This window comes from Xanthomonas sp. CFBP 8151, assembly GCF_011761885.1.
Classification (GTDB): domain Bacteria; phylum Pseudomonadota; class Gammaproteobacteria; order Xanthomonadales; family Xanthomonadaceae; genus Xanthomonas; species Xanthomonas arboricola_B.
Genome location: NZ_JAASQZ010000001.1, coordinates 555,050 through 576,581 on the forward strand (window position 1 = coordinate 555,050; position 21,532 = coordinate 576,581).

Genomic DNA, 21,532 nt, shown 5'->3' on the forward strand with positions numbered 1-21,532 from the left:
CCGCTTGGTGACAGGTGCCTTCCACTGAAGGAGCGTACACAGTGTCCGATCTTGATCAGGTCACGCTCAACGCCGGCGACAAGTCGGTCGTTCTGCCGGTTCTCAAGCCCACGCTTGGCAATGATTGCGTCGATATTTCAAAGCTGACCAAAGAAACCGGTCTGTTTACCTACGACTCGGGCTTTACCGCCACCGCCAGCTGCAAGTCGGCCATCACCTATATCGATGGCGACAACGGCGTGTTGCTGTATCGCGGCTACCCGATCGAACAGTTGGCCGAGAAGTCCAGCTTCCTCGAAGTCTCGTACCTGCTGATGAACGGCGAGCTGCCGACCGCGGACGAATTCAAGAAGTTCGACCACGAAGTCACGCATCACACGATGATGCACGAGTCGCTGAAGAACTTCCTCGGTGGCTTCCGTCATGACGCCCACCCGATGGCCATGCTGGCCGGTTCGGTTGCCTCCCTGTCGGCGTTCTACCACGACACGCTGGACCTCAACGATCCGGAGCAGCGCCGCCAGGCCGCCATCCGTCTGATCGCCAAGGTGCCGACCCTGGCTGCTGCCGCGTACCGTTATTCGATCGGCTGGCCGATCCGCTACCCGCGCAACAACCTCAACTACGTCGACCGCTTCCTGCACATGATGTTCGAAGTGCCGAGCGAGCCGCTGGAGATCAATCCGGTGGTCGCCAAGGCGCTGGATCTGCTGTTCATCCTGCACGCCGATCACGAGCAGAATGCCTCGACCTCGACCGTGCGTCTGGTCGGTTCGACCGGTGCCAATCCGTACGCTTCGGTCGCAGCGGGCATCACCGCGCTGTGGGGCCCGGCACACGGTGGCGCCAACGAAGCCGTGTTGAAGATGCTGGAAGAGATCGGCACCGCCGACAACGTCGAGTCCGCCGTGGCCAAGGCCAAGGACAAGAACTCCTCGTTCCGTCTGATGGGCTTCGGTCACCGCGTCTACAAGAACTTCGACCCGCGCGCCAAGATCATCCGCGAGATGACCCACAAGGTGCTGGGCGAGTTGGGTGTCAACGATCCGCTGCTGGAAGTGGCGCTGAAGCTGGAAGAAGCGGCGCTGAAGGACGACTACTTCGTGCAGCGCAAGCTGTACCCGAACGTCGACTTCTACTCGGGCCTGATCTACAAGGCGCTGAACATTCCGGTGGAAATGTTCACCGTGATGTTCGCCATCGCACGCACCGCCGGCTGGGTGTCGCATTGGCTGGAGCAGCAGGTCGATCCGGAAATGAAGATCGGCCGTCCGCGCCAGATCTACACCGGCTACGACAAGCGCGACTACACCGACGCCGGTCAGCGCTGAGCGCTTGCGGTTGTCTGCTTGAACGAACGCCCCGCATCGCGGGGCGTTTGCTTTTACGGGGTAGCGATGTGGTCGGTGCGCGCGCGTGATGACGCGCTGCGATCAGCGCGCGCGCGGCAGGGCGTCGCCGCTGTCGTCTTCTGCCAAGAGCTGACGCAGCTGGGCGGCGGAGGCGCGCTGCATCGGTTTTTCGTCCAGCGGCGACAACGGCGCCTGGCGCAGGGCGTCATACGGCAGCACGGTCAGGTCGAAGGTCAGCTCTTCGGCGCTGAACAACCAAACCGGAAACTCGGCAGTGCGCTCGCGGTCCAGTCGCAGCCGGCGCGTACGCAGTTCGGCCGGAATGCGATGTTCTTCCAAAAATCGCTGCACGGCGTCGGCATCGTCGCTGTGTAGCTGCAGCTGTACCGGCGCATTGGCGTCGGCCGTGCCATCGAGCACCGGGCCGGCCAGGCGCGGCTGGAACGGGCTGAGGAACTCCAGCGCGCGCAATGCGGCCTCGCGGCGTTGGCGCAGCCGCATCCCGTGCCCAGGCCCGGCGAACAGGCGTTGGTGCTCGCGCAATGCATCTTCGATCTCGCGATTGCGGGGCAGCGATGCGTCGTCGTGGATGCCCAACCGGCTGGCCGCCTTGAGCTTGGCCTGATGAAAATCGCGGATGCCGCCTTCGGCCATCAGCCGGGCCGCTTCGTGCGCCAGACGGTGGCGCCGTTCTCGGGTTCGCGTATCGGCGTGTTCGCGCGCGTGATGCATGACCGGGCTCCCCTAATGAACCTGGTTCGACTCTACAACAGCGGCATGAAGAGGTGGCGAATGCCCCCGTGTCTCCCTGCAAGGGCAATCACGCAATGGCGATTGCCCGGTCCCTTCTGCTGCAACCGGAAACAGTCGATGCCACGAACCCGTTCGGGGAACCGAGCGGACGAAGCCGTTCCGATTCCCCAATCCCGATTCCCCAATCCCAGCCCTCAAAAGATATCGAACGCCTTCTCGTCCTGCTGTTCCCGCAGGCCGTAGTCATAGTCCTGCAGACGATCCAGATCCTCGTTCTTCACCCATTCCACCGCGCCGTTGATTGTGGCCTGGGTCATGCCATCGGGCGGGTCATTGGTAGCGATCGGCTTGTCCTTCAGCGCCACGCGCATGTAGTCGATCCAGATCGGCAGTGCCGCCTTGCCGCCGTACTCGCGATAACCGAGCGAACGGAAATCGTCGCGACCCACCCACACCGTGGTGGCATAGGGACCGCCGAAACCGGAGAACCAGGCGTCGCGGTGATCGTTGGTCGAGCCGGTCTTGCCGCCGACGTCCTCGCGCCCGAGCACCTTGGCCGCAGTGCCGGTGCCGCGCTGGACCACGTCGCGCATCATCGACACCAGCTGGTAGGCGGTACGCTCGTCGATGGCACGCGGCGCGATCTTGGTTTCGGTGGTGGCAGCCGGGGCGGTCTCCGCCGGCGTGGCCGGCGTCGCCGTGGTCGGCTCGATCGACTTGGGCAGCGCGGGGGCCCCGAAGTTGAAGCCGTCCACCACCTGGCTCACCGGCGCGACATTGCCGCCCTGCAATGCGCAGGTACGGCAGGCCACCGCCGGCACTTCCTTGAAGACGACATTGCCGTCGCGGTCCTTGACCTCGTCCACGATCCAGGTCTCCACCCGCGAGCCGCCATTGGCGAACACCGCATAGCCACGCGCCACCGACAACGGCGTCAGCGACGCGGTGCCCAGCGACATCGACAGGTTGGGCGGCAGCTCGGCTTCCTGGAAGCCGAACTGGCTAATGTATTTACGCGCAAAATCGACGCTGATCGCGTCCAGCAAGCGGACCGACACCAGATTGCGCGATTGCACCAACGCCTCGCGCAAGCGCATCGGGCCGCGGAAGCCGCCGCCGTCGTTCTGCGGCGACCAGGTCTTGCCGCGGCGGTCGCGGAACACCACCGGTGCATCGAGCACGATCGAGGCCGGGTTGAAGCCCTTCTCGAACGCGGCCGCATACACGAATGGCTTGAAGCTGGAGCCCGGCTGGCGGCGCGCCTGGGTGGCGCGATTGAACTTGTTGCCGGCGAAGCTGAAACCGCCGACCAGCGCACGCAGCGCACCGCTGTTGGCATCCAGCGACACCAGCGCGGCCTGGCCGCGCGGCAGCTGGTCGATGATCCATTCGCCGTCTTTTTCACCCGCACGGATGCGGGTCAGGTCGCCACGCGTCAGCAGCTTGGCCGGCGTCTTGCTGGTCCAGCGGCTGGCGCTGGCCGGCAGGGTCAGCTCGGTCTTGTCGCTCTGCACGACGGTCACGCCGCCATCGGCATTAGTGCGTGCCACGATCACCGCGCGCAGGCCGCCCTGGGTGAACACGCCCGACAGATGCTTGGCCAATGCCGGCGCATCCGCATCGGCGGCGACATCGAAATGCTGCTCCACCCCATGCCAGCCATGCCGGTGGTCGTACAGGCGCAGGCCTTCGGCAACCGCCGCGTCGGCGCCGGTCTGCAGCGTGGCATCGATGGTGGTGGTGACGTGGTAACCCTTGTTGAGCACATCGCCGCCGTACTTGGCGATCATTTCCTGACGCACCAGTTCGGCCACGTACGGGGCGTAGACCTCGACCGGCGGCTCGTGCGGCTTGGCGTGCATCGGCACCGCCTTTGCGGCGTCGGCTTCGGCCTGGCTGACAAAGCCCAGGTCGGCCATGCGTTGCAACACGTAGTAATCGCGACGTTCCTGCGCGCGCTCCGGGTTGCTGATCGGGTTGCCGCTGGACGGGAACTTGGGGATGCCGGCCAGCGAGGCCATCTCGTCCAGGCTCAACTCGCTCATCTTCTTGCCGTAGTAGTACTCGGCCGCAGCACCCACGCCGTAGGCGCGATTGCCGAAGAAGCTCTTGTTGAGATACAGCTCGAAGATCTCGTCCTTGCTCAGCTCACTCTCGATCTTGCGCGCCAGCAGGATTTCGGCGAGCTTGCGGGTATAGCTGTATTCGGAACTGAGGAAGAACTGCCGTGCCACCTGCTGGGTGATGGTCGAGCCACCCGGCACGCGCTTGGCGTCGGTGCTGGCCAGCAGCCATACCGCGCGGGCGATGCCCTTGTAATCCACGCCGCCGTGCTCGTAGAAGCGCGCATCCTCGGTCGCCAGGAAGGCCTGCTTCAGGCGCAGCGGCACGTCCTTCATCTGGATGGGGTAGCGCCGGGTCTCGCCATAGACGGCCATCAGGCGGCCATCGTTGGAATAGACGTACATCGGCTCCTGCAACTGGACCTGCTTGAGTGACTGCACATCCGGCAACTTGGAGGAAATGGCGTAATACAGGCCGCTGGCAGCAATAGCGCCAAGCAAAGCGAGCACCACGAACGCGGCCAGGATCCAGCCCAGCCAACGGCGAATACGGGGCATGTTGAGAGAGATTCCGATTGCAGATTTCTTGGTCACAGAGTATAGATGACGCCGGGTTTGGCTGGGGCCGAACTCTGGGGATCGCAGAAGACAGCACTGGGGGTCACGGCGCGTGGGCCATCGCCTCGCTCGTGAAGGGCTTGTCAACTGTTAAAATTTGATTATTAATACGAGGGCGCAGACAAGCGTCCAAGTGCCCATCGGCAGGGGAGTTTCCGTGGGGCTTCTACCCAAGAGTCAATCGCCACTGATTGGTGTCGATATCAGTTCCACTGCGGTCAAGCTCTTGCAGCTGTCGCGCAGCGGGAACCGCTTTCGCGTGGAACATTACGCGGTAGAACCGTTGCCGCCCAATGCGGTCGTGGAAAAGAACATCGTCGAGGTCGAGGCGGTGGGCGAAGCCATTCGCCGCGCCATCAACCGTTCCGGCAGCAAGGCCAAGAGCGCGGCGGCTGCGGTGGCCGGGTCGGCAGTGATCACCAAGCTGATTCCGATGCCGGCCGATCTGGACGAGAGCGATCTGGAAGCGCAGGTCGAACTGGAAGCCACCAATTACATTCCGTACCCGATCGAGGAAGTGAATCTCGACTTCGAGGTGCTCGGTCCGATGCCGAACAGCCCGGACATGGTCCAGGTGCTGCTGGCCGCCTCGCGTTCGGAGAATGTGGAACTGCGCCAGTCCGCGCTGGAACTCGGCGGTTTGACTGCCAAGGTGATGGACGTGGAGGCCTTCGCGGTCGAGAACGCCTTTGCCCTGGTCGCCAGCGAGTTGCCGGTGGCTGCCGATGCGGTGGTTGCGCTGGTGGACATCGGCGCGACCATGACCACGCTGAGCGTGCTGCGCTCCGGTCGCAGCCTGTATAGCCGCGAGCAGGTCTTCGGCGGCAAGCAGCTCACCGACGAGGTGATGCGCCGTTACGGGCTGACCTACGAAGAGGCTGGCCTGGCCAAGCGTCAGGGCGGTTTGCCGGAGAGCTACGAGGTCGAGGTGCTGGAGCCGTTCAAGGAGGCGACGGTGCAGCAGATCAGCCGCTTGCTGCAGTTCTTCTACGCGGGCAGCGAATTCAATCGCGTCGACTGCATCGTGCTGGCCGGCGGCTGCGCTGCGCTGTCGCGCCTGCCGGAGATGGTGGAAGAGCAGCTCGGCGTGACCACCGTGGTCGCCAACCCGCTCGCGCAGATGACGCTGGGCCCGAAGGTCCAGGCGCATGCGCTGGCGCTGGATGCACCTGCATTGATGATCGCCACCGGCCTGGCCCTGAGGAGCTTTGACTGATGGCAAGAATCAATCTTTTGCCCTGGCGCGCCGAGCGCCGGAAGGCGCGCGAGCGTGAGTTCTATTCGATGCTGGGCTTCGCCGCGTTGGGCGGCGTGCTGCTGTCGGTCCTGATCTGGTTCTACTACGACGCGCAGATCAGCGGCCAGGCCGAGCGCAATGCGTTCCTGACCGCCGAAATCGACAAGGTCAAGGCGCAGAACGAAGAGATCAAGGAGCTCGACAAGAAGAAGGACCGCCTGCTTGCCCGCAAGAAGGTGATCGAGGAGCTGCAGGCCAATCGCTCGCAGATGGTGCATCTGTTCGATTCGCTGGTGCGGACCATTCCCGATGGCGTGGCCCTGACCAACATCAAGCAGGACGGCGACATCCTGACCCTGGAAGGGCGTTCGCAGTCCAACGCGCGCGTCAGTACCTATATGCGCAACCTGGAAGGATCGGGCTGGATGACCAACCCGGACCTGTCGATCATCGAGGCCAAGAGCCAGGACAAGGCCGGGCAGCCTGCAGGATCGCCGATGGACACCAAGACGCTGCCGTACGTGTTCACGCTCAAGGTCAAGCTGGCCAATCCGAACGAGGCCGACAAGGACGGCACCGCACCGGCCGATGCGCAAGCGCCGGGTGCAGCGCCGGCCGGTACGCCAGCGGCGACACCTGCAGTACCTGCGCCTGCCGCGTCGCCGGCCGCTGCTCCTGCACCCGTGCAGCCAGCGCCGGCGTCAGCCACTCGGCCGCAGGAGGGGGCGGCGTCATGAGTAAGAAATCATTCAAACTCAGCGATCTGGATTTCAACAACATCGGCGGTTGGCCGCAGCAGGCACGCATCGTGTTCTGCGTGGTGGTCGGTCTGTTCATCCTGGTGCTGGCCTGGTTCCTGTTGATCAGCGGCAAGCGCGATGAACTCGAAGGCCTGGAAGGCGCCGAAACGCAGCTGCGTACCGAGTTCGAGACCCAGCAGGGCCGCGCGGTGAATCTGGAGCCGCTCAAGCAGCAGCTCGCGCAGATGGAGCAGGTGCTGCAGCAGATGCTGCGCCAGCTGCCCAGCAAGACCGAAATGCCGGATCTGATCATCGACATCTCGCAGACTGCGCTGTCCAGCGGCCTGTCCAACGAGTTGTTCCAGCCGGGCCCTGAGTCGCCGAAGGAGTTCTACGCCGAAAAGCCGATCGCCTTGCGCATGGTGGGCAGTTACCACCAGTTCGGTGCCTTCGTCAGCGGTGTGGCGTCGCTGCCGCGCGTGGTGATCCTGACCATGCACGACATCAACCTCAAGCCGAAGGATCCCAAGGCCGGTATCACCCCGCGCGGGGCGCTGGAACTGTCCGGCACGGTCAAGACCTATCGTTATCTGGACGATGAGGAAATGGCCGAGCAGGAGAAAGCTGCGGCCGACGCTGCGAAGAAGGGCGGCCAATGACCATGAAACTGCTCAAGATCCTGTCCTGCGTGGCGCTAATTGCTGTATTGCCGGCGTGTACACGCGGTGTCACCAGCACACCGGGCGACGCGCCGAATCTGGAAGCCTGGGTTGCCGAAGTGCGTGCACGTCCGGCACCGCCGTTGGAGCCATTGCCGGTGATGCAGCAGTTCGAGACGTTCGAATATGCGGCGCAGTCGATGCGCGACCCGTTCAGCGATGCCTGGGTCAGTGCGGAAGGCGGCAACGGCACGCGTCCGGATCCAAACCGGCGCAAGGAGCCGTTGGAGGCCTACCCGCTCGACGCCCTCGACATGGTGGGGACCATTGGCGGCGGCTCGGGCCTGATCGCCCTGGTCATGGCACCTGACAAGGTGACTTACCGGGTGCGGCCGGGCGTGTATCTGGGACAGAGCGATGGCCGGGTCACCGGGGTCTACGAAGACCGCATCGAGCTGATTGAACTTGTGCCGGACGGTGCGGGTGGATGGCTTGAACGGCCGGCCGCGCTCGCATTGGATGATCAATAAAGTGATAGGGGATAGCACGATGACGTTTTCCAATGCCCAGCGGCTGCGTCCGGTTCGGCGCCACGCGGTACTCCAGGCCTGCGCGTTGGGGTTCGCGCTGGCGCTGGCGAGTGGCGGCGCGTTCGCGGCGGCGGCACTGAAGCAACCTGTGCAGGATCCGGCCAAGACCGCTCCGGCGAGCCTGGCGGTGTCCAAGATCGATTTCAAACGTGGCGAGGATGGCGCTGGCCGTCTGATCCTGCAGTTCGATGGCCAGGGTGCCAGTCCGGATCTGCGCACGCAGGGCGATAACGTGCTGGTCGACATCAGCAACGCACGGTTGCCTGCCGAACTGCAGCGGCCGCTCAACGTCACCGACTTCGCAACGCCGGTGCAGCGTGTCGAGGTCAAGCCGTCCGGCTCGGGTTCGCAGCTGGTGCTGTCGACCAAGGGCGCGTTCGATTCGCTGGCCTACCAGACCGGCAACGAGTACGTGGTCGAAATCACGCCGCGCAAGGGACAGCCTGCGGTCGGCGGCGTCAGCGCCGCGGCAGTCACCCAGGCCGCCGCGCAGATCGCTGCGCGCGGGTACAGCGGCCGTCCGGTGACATTCAACTTTCAGGACGTGCCGGTACGCACCGTGCTGCAGCTGATCGCCGAGGAATCCAACCTCAATATCGTCGCCTCCGACACCGTGCAGGGCAATGTCACGCTGCGACTGATGAATGTGCCGTGGGACCAGGCGCTGGACATCGTGTTGCGCGCCAAGGGCCTGGACAAGCGCCGCGACGGCGGTGTGGTATGGGTCGCCCCGCAGCCGGAGCTGGCCAAGTTCGAGCAGGACAAGGAAGACGCCCGCATCGCGATCGAGAACCGCGAGGATCTGATCACCGATTACGTGCAGATCAATTACCATAACGCGGCCGTGATCTTCAAAGCGCTGACGGAGGCCAAGGGCATTGGTGGCGGTGGTCAGGGCGGCGGTCAAGGTGGACAAGGCGGCGCAGGGCAGCAGGACAACGGGTTTTTGTCGCCGCGTGGCCGTCTGGTTGCCGACGAACGCACCAACACCCTGATGATCAGCGATATTCCGAAGAAGGTCGCGCAGATGCGCGAGCTGATTTCGCATATCGATCGGCCGGTTGATCAGGTGTTGATCGAAAGCCGTATCGTGATCGCAACCGATACGTTTGCGCGTGACCTCGGTGCGCGGTTTGGCATTACTGGTTCAACCGGTCGCGGTATTTTGAGTGGCTCATTGGATAGTAATGTCAATTTCCAGAATACCTCCGCTCAGCGTGCCAATGAACTTGCTAACACAGGCACAAGCACAACGCTACCTTCGCATCTATTCCCATCTGGGTTGAATGTGGACCTTGGTGCAAGCGGGTTTACCAACAGCAGGGCGGCAGGTCTCGCATATACGCTGCTTGGTTCCAATTTCAATCTCGACATCGAGCTCTCGGCGATGCAGGAGGAAGGGCGTGGCGAAGTCGTTTCAAATCCCAGAATTGTCACTGCCAATCAGCGTGAGGGTGTCATCAAGCAGGGGCGGGAAATTGGTTATGTGACCATCAGCGGTGGCGGTGCTGCAGGTTCGGCCGCGCAAGCCAACGTGCAATTCAAGGAAGTGCTGCTTGAGCTGAAAGTCACTCCGACCATTACGAATGACAATCGCGTTTTTCTGAACATGAATGTTAAGAAAGACGAAGTCGCGCGGTTTATCATTCTGGAAGGCTATGGCACTGTGCCGGAAATCAATCGTCGTGAAGTCAATACCGCTGTGTTGGTGGGTGATGGCGAGACGGTGGTAATCGGTGGCGTTTATGAATTTACGGACCGTGAGAGCGTCTCCAAGGTTCCCTTCCTAGGCGACATCCCCTTTCTCGGAAATTTGTTCAAGAAACGTGGACGCAGCAAGGAAAAAGCCGAGTTGCTTGTCTTCGTTACCCCAAAGGTGTTACGCGTTGCAAGTGCCACTCCGTAAGGAGAAGGCATATCAAAGAGAGGCCGCGAAAGCGGCCTTTCTTTCATGGTGAAGCGTGTGAGTAACGCAGACCGGCTGTTGGCCCTACGGCGCGACCGCAAGCAGTTGTCTGTGTCTTGTTGTCAGCGACTGCTAGAACTTCCGGAGCCGTTGCCCGTCTTGGCTTTGATCGGGTTAGCCTGATCGGGTTGCCAAAACGCGATGGATACAAAGGTTCCTGCTTGTGTGACGCGCTTCATGCCGGGAGTCACTGACTGAATGCTCTAGAGCCATCGAGTGAACCAATCGTGCTCGAATCGGTCACACTGGGCCTATGAACGCACCGCCGCTGTTGCCCCCAGAAGCCGCTGCCGCGCCCGCCGAGGACCGGTTGCACCGTCAATTCACCTTGCTGCGCGAGTCACTGGCGCAGCGCATCGTGGGCCAGTCTGCGCTGGTCGAACGGTTGCTGATCGCCTTGCTGGCCGATGGTCATCTGTTGGTCGAAGGCGCGCCCGGGCTGGCCAAGACCACCGCGATCCGCGCACTGGCCTCGCGCCTGGAAGCGGATTTCGCGCGGGTGCAGTTCACCCCTGACCTGTTGCCCTCCGATCTGACCGGCACCGAGATCTGGCGGCCGCAGGACAGCCGGTTCGAGTTCATGCCCGGGCCGATCTTCCATCCGATCCTGCTGGCCGATGAGATCAACCGCGCGCCGGCCAAGGTGCAGTCGGCATTGCTGGAAGCCATGGGCGAGCGCCAGGTCACTGTCGGGCGGCACACCTATGCGCTGCCGCAGCTGTTCCTGGTGATGGCCACGCAGAACCCGATCGAGCAGGAAGGTACGTTCCCGTTGCCCGAGGCGCAGCTGGACCGCTTCCTGATGCACGTGCGCATCGGTTATCCGCAGGCCGACGCCGAGGCGGAGATCCTGCGTCTGGCACGTGACGCCGCACGCGATACCCTGGAAAAGCACGAGACGGTGCCCGACAAGATTCCGCTGGAAGATGTCTTTGCCGCGCGTCGGGTGGTCCTGGACGTGCATCTGGCGCCGCAACTGGAACGCTATCTGATCGAGATTGTGCTCGCGTCGCGCGATGCCCAGCGCTACGACCCGGCATTGGCGCGGCGGATTGCCTGGGGCGCGAGCCCGCGTGGGTCGATCGCGCTGGAGCGCTGTGCACGTGCGCGTGCATGGCTGGCCGGGCGCGACTACGTGACCCCGGACGATATTCGCGCGATTGCCCCGGACGTGCTGCGTCATCGCGTGCTGCCCAGCTACGAAGCCACTGCCGAAGGCTGGGATGGCGAACGTCTGGTCGCCGCCTTGCTGGAAAAGATTCCGCTGCCCTGATCGGGTAGCGTGTTGCTGAGGTATGCCGTCCTCTGACCAGAATCCGATGTCTTCGATGCCGTCTTCTTCTCCTGTCACCGCTCCTGCGTCGATCGTCGGCGATGGACTGCGGCCGACGCTGACGGAGCTGATCGCGCTGCGCGGCACCACGACCCACCGCGGGCAGTCAGGTCGTGGTCGCCATGGGCTGGTCGGGCCGGTGCCGGCGGCGACGCGCGGGCGCGGAATGGAATACGCCGAGTCGCGCGAGTACGTGGCCGGCGACGATGCGCGGCATATCGACTGGCGCGTCACCGCGCGTACCGGACGTGCGCACACCAAATTATTTCAGGCCGAGCGCGAACGCTTGAGTCTGATTGTGGCCGATACCTCGCCAGCGCTCTTCTTCGGCACGCGGGTGCGCTACAAATCGGTGCAGGCCGCACGTGCCGGCGCCGTTGCGGCGTGGCTGGCGCAGCGGCAGGGCGACCGGATCGCTGCGCTGCGTGGCACTGCCAGCGAGGCGCCGATTGCGCCGCGCTCGGGTCAACGCGGGGTATTGCCGGTGTTGGATGCGTTGGCGCGCTGGTACGCGCAGCCGCCGTCCGGCGATGCGGGCCTGGAGGTGGCACTGGACCATGCCGCACGGCTGTTGCGCCCGGGTGCGCGGCTGACCGTGCTGGCCGATGCGCGCAGCGCCAGCAGGATTTCTGCCACACGCTGGTCGGGTCTGGCCTTGCATCACGAGGTGGTGGTGATCGTGCTGGTCGACCCCCTGGAGCTGGCGCCACCGGCCCGCGCACTCAGCTTCGATGTACGGGGTGAGCGCATTGCGATCGACCTGACCACGCAGGCCGGACGTGCGCGTTGGCAGGCCGAATTCGTGGCGCCGCTGGAACAATTGACCGCGGTCCTGCAGGCACGCGGTGTGCGCCTGCATCGCCTGTCCACCGACGATGCCAGCGATGCCTGGTTGGGCAGCAGCGCCGCCGTGCGGAGCCGGTGACGGTGTCGCCGCAAACGCTGCCGTTGCGCGATGTCCATCTGCCGCCGTCGCCGTCGTGGTGGCCGCTGGCGCTGGGCTGGTGGCTGGTGATCGCGGCAGTGGTCCTGGTGCTGGGCACCTCAGGATGGGTGTGGTGGCGTCGCCGTCGTCAGCAGCGGCGCTGGCTGGCGGCATTCGATGCCGAGTTGCAGCGCGCAACGACCCCCGCGCAGCGCCTGGCTGCGTTGTCGGTGTTGTTGCGGCGCGCAGCGCGCAGCGTCGATGCGCAGGCCGACCGGCTGCACGGCGAGGCATGGCTGCAGTTTCTGGACGGGCGCAAGAGCAAGACGCAGGCCTTTTCGCAAGGACCGGGGCGCGCGCTGCTGGACGGCGGCTTTCAACGCGCGCCGGCGGTGTCCGACCTGGATGCGGTGCAGGCATTGGCGCGGCAGCGGTTTCTGAGTTTGATGCGAGGCCGGCGATGAACTGGCTGCAGTGGTCGCAATGGCAGGATGCGCTGGCGCACTGCGCATGGCCGTGGGCATGGTGGTTGATGCCGCTGCCGTTGCTGATGTGGTTCTGGCCGCAGCGCCGCGCCGATACGGCCGCGCTGCGCGTGCCCTACGCCGACCAACTGCATGCGGTTGCGCAGGCGAAGAGCGCGCCGGTACTGCGGGTGCCGCGCTGGCTTGCCTGGTTGGGTTGGTTCTTCCTGTGCGCGGCGCTTGCGCGCCCGCAGCAATTGGGCGATGTGATCCAGCCGCCGCGTGAGGCGCGACAGATGATGCTGGCGGTGGATCTGTCCGGCAGCATGAGCGAGCCGGACATGGTGCTCGGCGGCAATGTGGTGGATCGCCTGACCGCCGCCAAGGCGGTGTTGTCGGACTTTCTGGATCGTCGCGACGGCGATCGCGTTGGCCTGCTGGTATTCGGTCAGCGCGCCTACGCGTTGACGCCGTTGACCGCCGACCTGACCTCCGTGCGCGACCAGCTGGCCGACAGTGTGGTGGGACTGGCCGGGCGAGAAACGGCGATCGGCGATGCGATCGCGTTGTCGGTCAAACGGCTGCGCGAGCAGAAGCAGGGCCAGCGCGTGGTGGTGTTGCTCACCGATGGCGTCAATACCGCAGGCGTGCTCAATCCGCTCAAGGCTGCCGAACTTGCCAAGTCCGAAGGCGTGCGCGTGCATACGATCGCCTTCGGCGGCAATGGCGGTTATTCGTTGTTCGGCGTGCCGATTCCTGCCGCGGGCAATGACGATATCGACGAAGACGGCTTGCGCAAGATCGCCGCGCAAACCGGTGGGCGCTTTTTCCGCGCCCGCGATACGGAAGAACTGGCCGGCATCTATGCCGAGCTGGACCGGCTGGAGCCGGTCAAGGCGCCCGGCCCGTCGATGCAGCCGCGCGTGGAACGCTACTACTGGCCGTTGGGCGCTGCCATCGTGATTGCGCTGCTGACCTATGTGTTGCCGCGGAGATGGCGATGAACGCGCTGACCGAACTGGCAAGCTGGCTGCAGTCGCTGCATCTGCTGCGTCCGGGTTTGCTCTGGGCGCTGCTGGCGATCGTGCCGGCGGCAGTGCTGTGGCAGTTGCGTCGACGCGATGCGGAGGTGTGGCGGCAAAGCGTGGATGCGCATCTGTTGCCGACCTTGCTGGTGTCCGGCAGTCGGCGTGGATGGCTGGGATTCGTGCTGGCTGCGCTGGCCTATGCGCTGGCGGTGGTGGCGATGACCGGTCCGAGCTGGCGGCAGACCGAGCGGCCGGTGTATCACTCCAGCATGCCGCTGGTGGTGGCGCTGGACCTGTCCTCCAGCATCACGGCCAACGATCTGCCGCCATCGCGTCTGCTGCAGGCGCGGGCCAAGTTGGCCACGTTGTTGCGCAAGCGCGCCGGTGGCGAAGTCGCACTGCTGGTCTATGCGGGCGAGAGTTTCACGGTTGCCCCGTTGACCGAAGACACTGCCAATGTGGCGTTGTTCCTGGATGCGCTGTCGCCATCGGTGATGCCGGTGGAGGGCAAGCGCGCCGATGCAGCGATCGACGCGGCTACGCAGTTGCTGCTGCAGGCGGGTTTCAAGCAAGGCGACATCCTGCTGGTCAGCGACAGCGCCGATCGTGCGGCCGGGAGTTCCGCACGGCTGGCGCGCTCGCGTGGATTCAGCGTGTCCGCGCTCGGCGTGGGGAGCGCGCGCGGCGCGGCGTATCGCACCACGACCGGTGAGATCGCGCAGACACGGCTGGATGAAGGCAGCCTGCGCGATCTTGCCGGGCAGGGCGGTGGTCGCTATGCGCGCATCACCGCCGACGATGCGGACCTGCGTGCGCTGGGCATGCTCGATCCGGCGCAACAGCCGCTGGCCGATGAAACCGTCGAGTCCAGCGGTGGTAAGACCTGGCTGGACGAGGGTTACTGGCTGCTGCTGCCGGTGATGCTGTTGGCGCTGCTGGCGTTCCGGCGGCGTGCGGTTGTGGCGGTATTGGCCCTGGTGTGCGTGTTGCCGTTGGCCCAGCCTGCGCATGCTGCCGAGGGCACCTTGTGGCAACGCGCCGACCAGGTGCAGCAGCAACACCTGGATGCCGGCGTGCAGGCGTATCGCAAGGGCGATTTTACCGCGGCACAAAAAGCCTTCGAAAATGTGCCCACCGATGAGGGGTTGTACAACCTTGGCAACGCGCTGGCCAGGCAGGGCCAGTACGATCAAGCGATTGCGGCCTACGACCGGGCGCTCAAGCACCATCCGGATCAGCCCGACGCCATCGCCAATCGTGCGGCAGTGGATGCGGCGCGCAAGCGTCAGCAGCAGAACAACAAAGACGGTAAGGGCCAGGACGGCAAAGGCCAGTCCGACGACCAGAAGCGATCCGGTCAGAACAGCTCCGGCCAGAATCAGTCCGGGCAGAACAAGCAGAGCGCTCCAAACGCTGGCCAGGACGGGCAAGGCCAGCAGGATTCGCGAGGCAAACAGGACGGCAAGGATCAGTCGTCTGCGCAGACGCCGCAGGACGCAGCCTCGCAGGACCAGCAGTCCAAAACCGGCCAGGGCGAGCAGAGCAAGCAGGACGCAGCGCCGCAGTCGGCCGACGCCAAGGCGCAGCAGCAGGCCGATGCCGCGCAGCGGCAAAAGATGCAGCAGGCGATGGCGCAGGCTGGCGACAGGAGCGCCGATGCAAACGGCAAGCAGGCCGCCGCGGCGACGGCGAACGAAACGCCGGAGCAACGCGAGCAGCGTCAGGCGGTGGATGCCTGGCTGCGGCGGGTGCCGGACGATCCGGGCAGCTTGCTGCGCACCAAATTCAGGTTGGAACACGAACGCAGGCAACGGGACGGACGATGATCGGCACACACCATTTGCGCCGCGCGGCGATCGGCATGTTGACCGGCGTGATGTTGCTCACCTGTGCACCGGTGGGTGCCGTCACGCGCGCGTGGCTGGACCGCGACAGCGCCAATGCCGGCGACGTGGTGATGCTGAATATCGAAACCGATCAACGTGGTGTCGATCCTGATTACACGCCGTTGCGCAACGACTTCGCGCTGGGGGCCAAGAGTGCCAACCAGCAGATGCAGGTGAGCAATGGGTCGGTGGCGATGCGCGCGTTGTTCGGTGTGGTGCTGACGCCGCGCAGGAGCGGCGAGCTGATCGTGCCGGCGATCCGCGTGGGCAACGAGCGCACCGAGCCGTTGCGGCTGCAGGTGGGGGCTTCGGCAAACGATGCCGGCAGCGGCGCGCCCAGCGCAACAGCGGCGGCGCAGGGCGACGAGGATGCCTTTGTCCAGACGCAGGTGGACGATCCGCAGCCCTATGTGCAGCAAAGTGTGGGCGTGGTGGTGCGGTTGTATTTCGCCACGCAACTGGCGTCCGGCGAGTTGGACCTGGAAGCGCCCGAGGGTGCATCGCTGCAGCGTATCGGCGACGACGTCAGTTCGGTCAAGGTACTCAATAACCGTCAATACAACGTGGTCGAGCGGCGCTATCTGCTGGTGCCCGAGCGCAGCGGCCGCCTGGTGTTGCCGTCGGCGCGTTTCAATGGCCGTTCGGTCGGTGGCTTCTTCGACGACTACTTCGGTCGCGGCAATGGCGAGCTGAGCGCACGTAGCGCCAGCATCCCGCTGCAGGTGCGCGCGCAACCGGCCAACGCGCCGCAGCCGTGGCTACCGTTGCGCAGCCTGCAGTTGCGGTATACGACCACGCCGCAGCGTGCCACCGCCGGTGAAGCGGCGCAACTGGTGGTGGAAGCTAGCGCACGCGGCGCCACCCAGGCGCAATTCCCGGAATTGCCGACCCCGAGCGTGCCCGACGCGCAAGTGTTCGCCGAGCCCGCGCAGTACGAAGAGCGCTTTGTGGATGGTTCGCCGCAGTTGCGGCTGACCCGCCGCTATTCGATCGTGCCCAACCGCGCCGGTCCGTTGGTGGTGCCCGGCTTGCAGGTGGCGTGGTGGGATGTGGGCGCGGCGGCGGCCAAGACCGCGGCATTGCCGGACCTGACGCTGGATGTGGCGGCAGGCAGCGGCGCGTTTGCGGCGCCGGCGCCAACGCCTGCAGCCAATCCATTACCGGATAACGCTGCGACAACTGCTGCGGGCGGCACGCTGAGCCTGCAGCAACCCGCGGCCACGCAACGGCCATGGGGCTGGATCGCTGCGGCGATCGGCTTTGGGCTGTTGTGGATTGCCACCCTGGTGTGGGCCTTGTTACGGCGTCGCGGCGGTTCGCACGGCGCGTCGGTGATCGACGCCAGCGATGCAGCTGCGCCCTGTCGGCGTGTGACGCACGGTGTGGCCGAGCTGCGACGCGCGCTCGATACCGGCGGCATGGACGACGTGGCCGCGGTGCTGTGCGGCATGGCCGGCGTTGCCGATATCGACAGCGTGCTGGCAGCGTTGAGCGACCCGGCGCAGCGGGCAGCGGTGGCACAGATGCAGCGTGCCCGCTGGGGCGGCGATGGCGACGTGACCAGTGCACGTTCGGCATTGCGCGAGGCCTTTGCCAAGGGCCCGCGTTGGCGGCATGCCACGGCGGCGGAGCCGGAAGTATTGGCGCCGCTGTATCCGCCGGCGCCTTGATCGGTTTCGCTGCATCGGAAGTTGCTGACTGGGTCTAGATGGTCACCATGTCCAGTCCCGCTCTGACGCATTGATTCCGGTTGCACCTGGTTCTTCACCTGTGCTGCTTAAAACAAGGCGTTGGGTCTGCGACCTGGCTGCAGGGCCCTTGCCCGCCCACCCTCGCGGGACACGCCGCAAGTACGTCCATGTAGGCGCTTACGCGGCATCCATGCCGCGTAAGCGCCCGCGACGGTGAGCGGGCAAGGACCCGTCGGGATGGTCGGCGTGCATGCTTGCAAGCAAGAGCTCATGGCCGGATCCCACCGCGTCCCAAAAGCGATTGGGCATCGCGGCCCGGTACACGCAGTTCCAAGTAGCGGCTGTGCATGCCCCACGGTGGGCGCGCCAGGTTTGTCGAACGCTCCAGCGCCCGTATCGGCTGACGTGGGGAGCTGCACCTACCCTCGGGCAGGCGCACCGCGGGAGGCCGGGTAGGTGGCCGCGTCGATGGCGTTTGTTAAGCTCCGGGGCTTGTGTCCAGATCAAGGCCCGACCAGATGACTGCATCCCCCGCCGCACGCCGCCCGGGCCTGCCCCTGCATTGGAAGATGGGCATTGGCTTCGCCGTCGGTCTGCTGCTGGGACTGGCTGTCTACTATCTTGCCGGCAGCGATGCCGACTGGGTGCGCGTGGTCACCAGGTACGTCACCATCCCGTTCTCGCAGATCTTCCTCAACCTGATCTTCATGCTGATCGTGCCGTTGCTGTTTTCGGCATTGGTGATGGGCATTTCCGAGATGGGCGACATCCGTGCGCTCGGGCGCGTGGGGTGGCGCACCCTGGGCTACACCGTCGTGCTGTCCGGCGTGGCGGTGTTGCTGGGGCTGGTGCTGGTGAATGTGCTCAAGCCCGGTGCCGGCGTGGACCCGCGACTGGCCAACCAGTTGATCCAGCAGAACGCCGAGCGCACCCGCGAGATCATCTCCAGCTCCGGCACCCAGCCGCAGGGCATGGACATGCTGCTGTCGATCGTGCCCAGCAACGTCATCGCGGCAGCGTCCAGCAACGGCGCGATCCTGTCGCTGATGTTCTTTGCGGTGATGTTCGGCGTAGGCATGGTGCTCACCGCCGACGAAAAAGTGGCCACGCTCAAGCGCGGCATCGAAGGCATCTTCGAAATTTCGATGACCCTGATCGGCTTGGTGATCCGCCTGGCGCCGTACGCGGTGGCCTGTTTCATGTTCAATCTGGCCGCGCTGTTCGGCTTCGATCTGTTGATCCGCCTGGGCGCTTACGTGGGCGTGGTGGTGCTGGCGCTGGGCCTGCACATGGTGGTGAGTTACGGGCTGGCGGTGAAGTTCGCCGGGCGCTCGCCGGTCGGCTTCTTCCGGCAGACCCAGGCGGCCACGATGATGGCGTTCTCCACCGCGTCCAGTAACGCTACCCTGCCGACCGCCCTGCGCGTGGCCGACGAGATGGGCCTGCCGCCGCGGGTGTCGCGCTTCGTGCTGACCGTGGGCGCCACCGCCAATCAGAACGGCACCGCCTTGTTCGAAGGGGTGACGGTGATCTTCCTGGCGCAGTTCTTCAACGTCGACCTGAGCATCGGCCAGCAGTTCATGGTGATGTTGGTCTGCATCCTGGGCGGTATCGGCACCGCCGGCGTGCCGTCCGGCTCGCTGCCGGTGGTGGCGCTGATCTGCGCGATGGTTGGGGTCAACCCGGTCGGCATCGGCATGATCCTGGGCGTCAATCACTTCCTGGACATGTGCCGGACAGCGCTGAATGTGACCGGCGATCTGGCGCTGACGACCTTGGTTGCCAAGGGCGAGGAATAGGGAGTCGGGAATCGGGAATGGGTAAGAGCGGGCTGTAGCGATCGGTACGGGTGATGTGAGGTCCGCTGTACCGCAGCGGTAGCCTTGGCGAGAGCTGCGTCAGCGACCAACCTGCAGCATTGCACCCGATTCCCAATTCCCGATTCTCCATTCCCGATTCTCCATTCCCGACTCCCCAATCCCAGCCCCCTAACGCGCTCTGTGGGAGAATAAGCGGCTCCGCTTCCAGCGGTGTTCCCTCCGCTTCCATAGACGCTCATGACCCAGCCCACCCGCCGCCAGCTGGCCAACGCCATCCGTTTTCTCGCCGCCGATGCGGTCGAAGCCGCCAAATCCGGCCATCCCGGCATGCCGATGGGCATGGCCGATATCGCCGAAGTGCTGTGGAACGATTTCTTCCGGCACAACCCGAACAACCCGCAGTGGTTCAACCGCGACCGTTTTGTGCTGTCCAACGGCCACGGCTCGATGCTGCAGTACGCGCTGCTGCACCTGTCCGGCTACGACCTGCCGATCGAGCAGCTCAAGCAGTTCCGTCAGCTGCACAGCAAGACCGCCGGTCACCCCGAGCGCAGCGAAACCCCCGGCGTGGAGACCACCACCGGCCCGCTCGGGCAGGGTTTCGCCAATGCGGTCGGGTTCGCGCTGGCCGAGAAGCTGCTGGCGCAGCGCTACAATCGCCCGGAGCTGGAAATCGTCGACCACCGTACCTGGGTGTTCATGGGCGATGGCTGCATGATGGAAGGCATTTCCCATGAAGCCGCCTCGTTGGCCGGCACCTGGGGCCTGGGCAAGCTGGTCGCGTTCTGGGACAACAACCAGATCTCCATCGACGGCAACACCGCCGGCTGGTTCAGCGACAACACCCCGGAGCGCTTCGAGGCCTATGGCTGGCATGTGATCCGCGATGTGGACGGACACGACGCCGAAAAGATCAAGGCCGCCATCGAGACCGCGCTGGACAACACCGACAAGCCCACGCTGATCTGCTGCCGCACCAAGATCGGCTTCGGCGCGCCCAGCAAGGCCGGCAAGGAATCCTCGCACGGCGCCCCGCTGGGCAAGGAAGAACTCGAAGGCGCCCGCAAGGCGCTGGAGTGGCCGTACGGCCCGTTCGAAATCCCCGAGGAGATCTACGCCGGCTGGCGCGCAGGTGGCACCGGCACCTTGCGTCAGGCCGAGTGGGAGCAGCTGTTCGACAAGTACGGCAAGCAGTATCCGGCCGAAGCCGCCGAGCTGACCCGCCGCTCGCACGCCGAGCTGCCGGCCGACTTCATCGCCCAGGCCGATGCCTACATCGCCAAGGCGCAGCAGGACGGCCAGACCATCGCCTCGCGCAAGGCCTCGCAGCTGGCGATCGAAGCGTTCGCGCCGCTGCTGCCGGAACTGATCGGCGGTTCGGCCGACCTGGCGCATTCCAACCTGACCTTGTGGAAGGCCAGCAAGTCGGTCGCCACCGATGACCCGAACGCCAACTACGTCTATTACGGCGTGCGCGAGTTCGGCATGACCGCCATCGCCAACGGCCTGGCGCTGCATGGCGGCTTCATTCCGTTCGACGCCACCTTCCTGGTGTTCAGCGATTACGCGCGCAACGGCGTGCGCATGAGCGCGTTGAATCCGGCCCACGCCATCCACGTGTATACGCACGACTCGATCGGCCTGGGCGAAGACGGCCCGACCCATCAGCCGGTGGAACACCTGGCCTCGCTGCGCTACATCCCCAACAACGATGTGTGGCGCCCGGGCGATGCGGTGGAATCGGCGGTGAGCTGGAAGGCCGCCATCACCCGCAAGGACGGCCCCAGCTGCCTGGTGTTCAGTCGCCAGAACCTGCAGCACCAGCCGCGCAGTGACGAGCAGCTCAAACTGATCGAGCGCGGCGGTTATGTGCTGGCCGATGCCGAAGGTGGTACGCCCGACGTGATCCTTATCGCCACCGGTTCGGAAGTCGGGCTGGCGGTGGAAGCCAAGCAGACCCTGGACGCGGCCGGGCTGAAGACACGCGTGGTGTCGATGCCGTCGACCGACGTGTTCGATCGCCAGGATGCGGCCTATCGCGAGTCGGTGCTGCCGAATGCGGTGCGCAAGCGCGTGGCGGTGGAAGCGGGCGTGACCGGCTTCTGGCGCAAATATGTGGGTCTGGATGGCGATGTGGTCGGCATCGATACCTTCGGCGCCTCGGCACCGGCCGATCAGCTGTACGCGTACTTCAAGATCACCGCCGAGCATGTGGTTGCTGCGGCCAAGGCGCTGTAACGCCTGACGCGGCGCCTGGAAGAAAAAGCCGGCGAAAGCCGGCTTTTTTGTGGGGCCTCGTGCGCGCTGCGCGATGCGGCACCGTGCAACGGGGGCATTGCACGTGTCGGTGCCCGTCGTCGACCAGCGCCGATGCACGGATCCTGGTCAGCAACTGGCGTGGCCGTGT

The 21,532-nt window shown here is 64.9% G+C and carries 16 protein-coding genes; 14 read left to right on the forward strand and 2 right to left on the reverse strand.

Going from position 1 to position 21,532, the window contains the following annotated elements:
* Positions 1-41: 41 nt before the first annotated feature.
* On the forward strand, positions 42-1,331 hold the full coding sequence (locus FHT08_RS02410) for a citrate synthase (protein ID WP_024938127.1): 1,290 nt from the start codon (positions 42-44) through the stop codon (positions 1,329-1,331).
* Positions 1,332-1,433: 102 nt separating this feature from the next.
* Here the strand turns inward: FHT08_RS02410 and FHT08_RS02415 are convergent, their stop codons facing one another.
* Positions 1,434-2,084 (reverse strand): hypothetical protein, encoded by a 651-nt coding sequence (locus FHT08_RS02415; RefSeq protein WP_166774181.1) that lies wholly within the window; start codon positions 2,082-2,084, stop codon positions 1,434-1,436.
* A 215-nt stretch (positions 2,085-2,299) separates the two neighbouring features.
* Complete coding sequence (locus FHT08_RS02420) at positions 2,300-4,726, reverse strand: penicillin-binding protein 1A (RefSeq protein ID WP_166774182.1); 2,427 nt, start codon at positions 4,724-4,726, stop codon at positions 2,300-2,302.
* A 217-nt stretch (positions 4,727-4,943) separates the two neighbouring features.
* Here FHT08_RS02420 and FHT08_RS02425 point away from each other — a divergent pair, with 217 nt between their 5' ends.
* The 13 genes from FHT08_RS02425 to tkt all read left to right on the forward strand — a co-directional run bounded on the left by FHT08_RS02425 (position 4,944) and on the right by tkt (position 21,363).
* Positions 4,944-6,002, forward strand: a complete 1,059-nt coding sequence (locus FHT08_RS02425) for a pilus assembly protein PilM (RefSeq protein ID WP_104536190.1) — start codon at positions 4,944-4,946, stop codon at positions 6,000-6,002.
* On the forward strand, positions 6,002-6,760 hold the full coding sequence (locus FHT08_RS02430; protein WP_166774183.1) for a PilN domain-containing protein: 759 nt from the start codon (positions 6,002-6,004) through the stop codon (positions 6,758-6,760). The genes FHT08_RS02425 and FHT08_RS02430 overlap by 1 nt, the downstream gene beginning before the upstream one ends.
* Positions 6,757-7,422 carry a type 4a pilus biogenesis protein PilO gene (locus FHT08_RS02435; protein ID WP_104605025.1) on the forward strand — a complete coding sequence of 222 codons (666 nt, stop codon included), beginning with the start codon at positions 6,757-6,759 and terminating at the stop codon, positions 7,420-7,422. Before FHT08_RS02430 ends, FHT08_RS02435 begins: the two co-directional genes overlap by 4 nt.
* Entirely contained in the window at positions 7,419-7,952 is a 534-nt protein-coding gene (locus FHT08_RS02440; protein WP_104536187.1) for a pilus assembly protein PilP, read from the forward strand. The genes FHT08_RS02435 and FHT08_RS02440 overlap by 4 nt, the downstream gene beginning before the upstream one ends.
* 19 nt (positions 7,953-7,971) lie before the next feature.
* The gene (locus FHT08_RS02445; RefSeq protein WP_046344111.1) at positions 7,972-9,918 is read left to right on the forward strand and encodes a type IV pilus secretin PilQ family protein; all 1,947 of its coding nucleotides are present in this window, start codon (positions 7,972-7,974) and stop codon (positions 9,916-9,918) included.
* Between the two features lie 313 nt (positions 9,919-10,231).
* The gene (locus FHT08_RS02450; RefSeq protein WP_046344109.1) at positions 10,232-11,251 is read left to right on the forward strand and encodes a MoxR family ATPase; all 1,020 of its coding nucleotides are present in this window, start codon (positions 10,232-10,234) and stop codon (positions 11,249-11,251) included.
* 22 nt (positions 11,252-11,273) lie between these two features.
* Complete coding sequence (locus tag FHT08_RS02455) at positions 11,274-12,236, forward strand: DUF58 domain-containing protein (RefSeq protein WP_166774184.1); 963 nt, start codon at positions 11,274-11,276, stop codon at positions 12,234-12,236.
* Between the two features lie 2 nt (positions 12,237-12,238).
* Positions 12,239-12,700 (forward strand): DUF4381 domain-containing protein, encoded by a 462-nt coding sequence (locus FHT08_RS02460; protein WP_104536728.1) that lies wholly within the window; start codon positions 12,239-12,241, stop codon positions 12,698-12,700.
* Entirely contained in the window at positions 12,697-13,704 is a 1,008-nt protein-coding gene (locus FHT08_RS02465) for a VWA domain-containing protein (protein ID WP_046344106.1), read from the forward strand. The genes FHT08_RS02460 and FHT08_RS02465 overlap by 4 nt, the downstream gene beginning before the upstream one ends.
* Positions 13,701-15,554: a tetratricopeptide repeat protein gene (locus tag FHT08_RS02470; protein WP_166774185.1), complete on the forward strand. Its 1,854-nt coding sequence runs from the start codon at positions 13,701-13,703 to the stop codon at positions 15,552-15,554. The genes FHT08_RS02465 and FHT08_RS02470 overlap by 4 nt, the downstream gene beginning before the upstream one ends.
* Positions 15,551-17,284 carry a BatD family protein gene (locus FHT08_RS02475; protein WP_166774186.1) on the forward strand — a complete coding sequence of 578 codons (1,734 nt, stop codon included), beginning with the start codon at positions 15,551-15,553 and terminating at the stop codon, positions 17,282-17,284. Before FHT08_RS02470 ends, FHT08_RS02475 begins: the two co-directional genes overlap by 4 nt.
* Positions 17,285-17,823: 539 nt before the next feature.
* The gene (locus FHT08_RS02480) at positions 17,824-19,104 is read left to right on the forward strand and encodes a dicarboxylate/amino acid:cation symporter (protein WP_208408809.1); all 1,281 of its coding nucleotides are present in this window, start codon (positions 17,824-17,826) and stop codon (positions 19,102-19,104) included.
* A gap of 258 nt (positions 19,105-19,362) precedes the next feature.
* Positions 19,363-21,363, forward strand: a complete 2,001-nt coding sequence (gene tkt / locus FHT08_RS02485; RefSeq protein ID WP_166774187.1) for a transketolase — start codon at positions 19,363-19,365, stop codon at positions 21,361-21,363.
* Positions 21,364-21,532 lie beyond the last annotated feature (169 nt).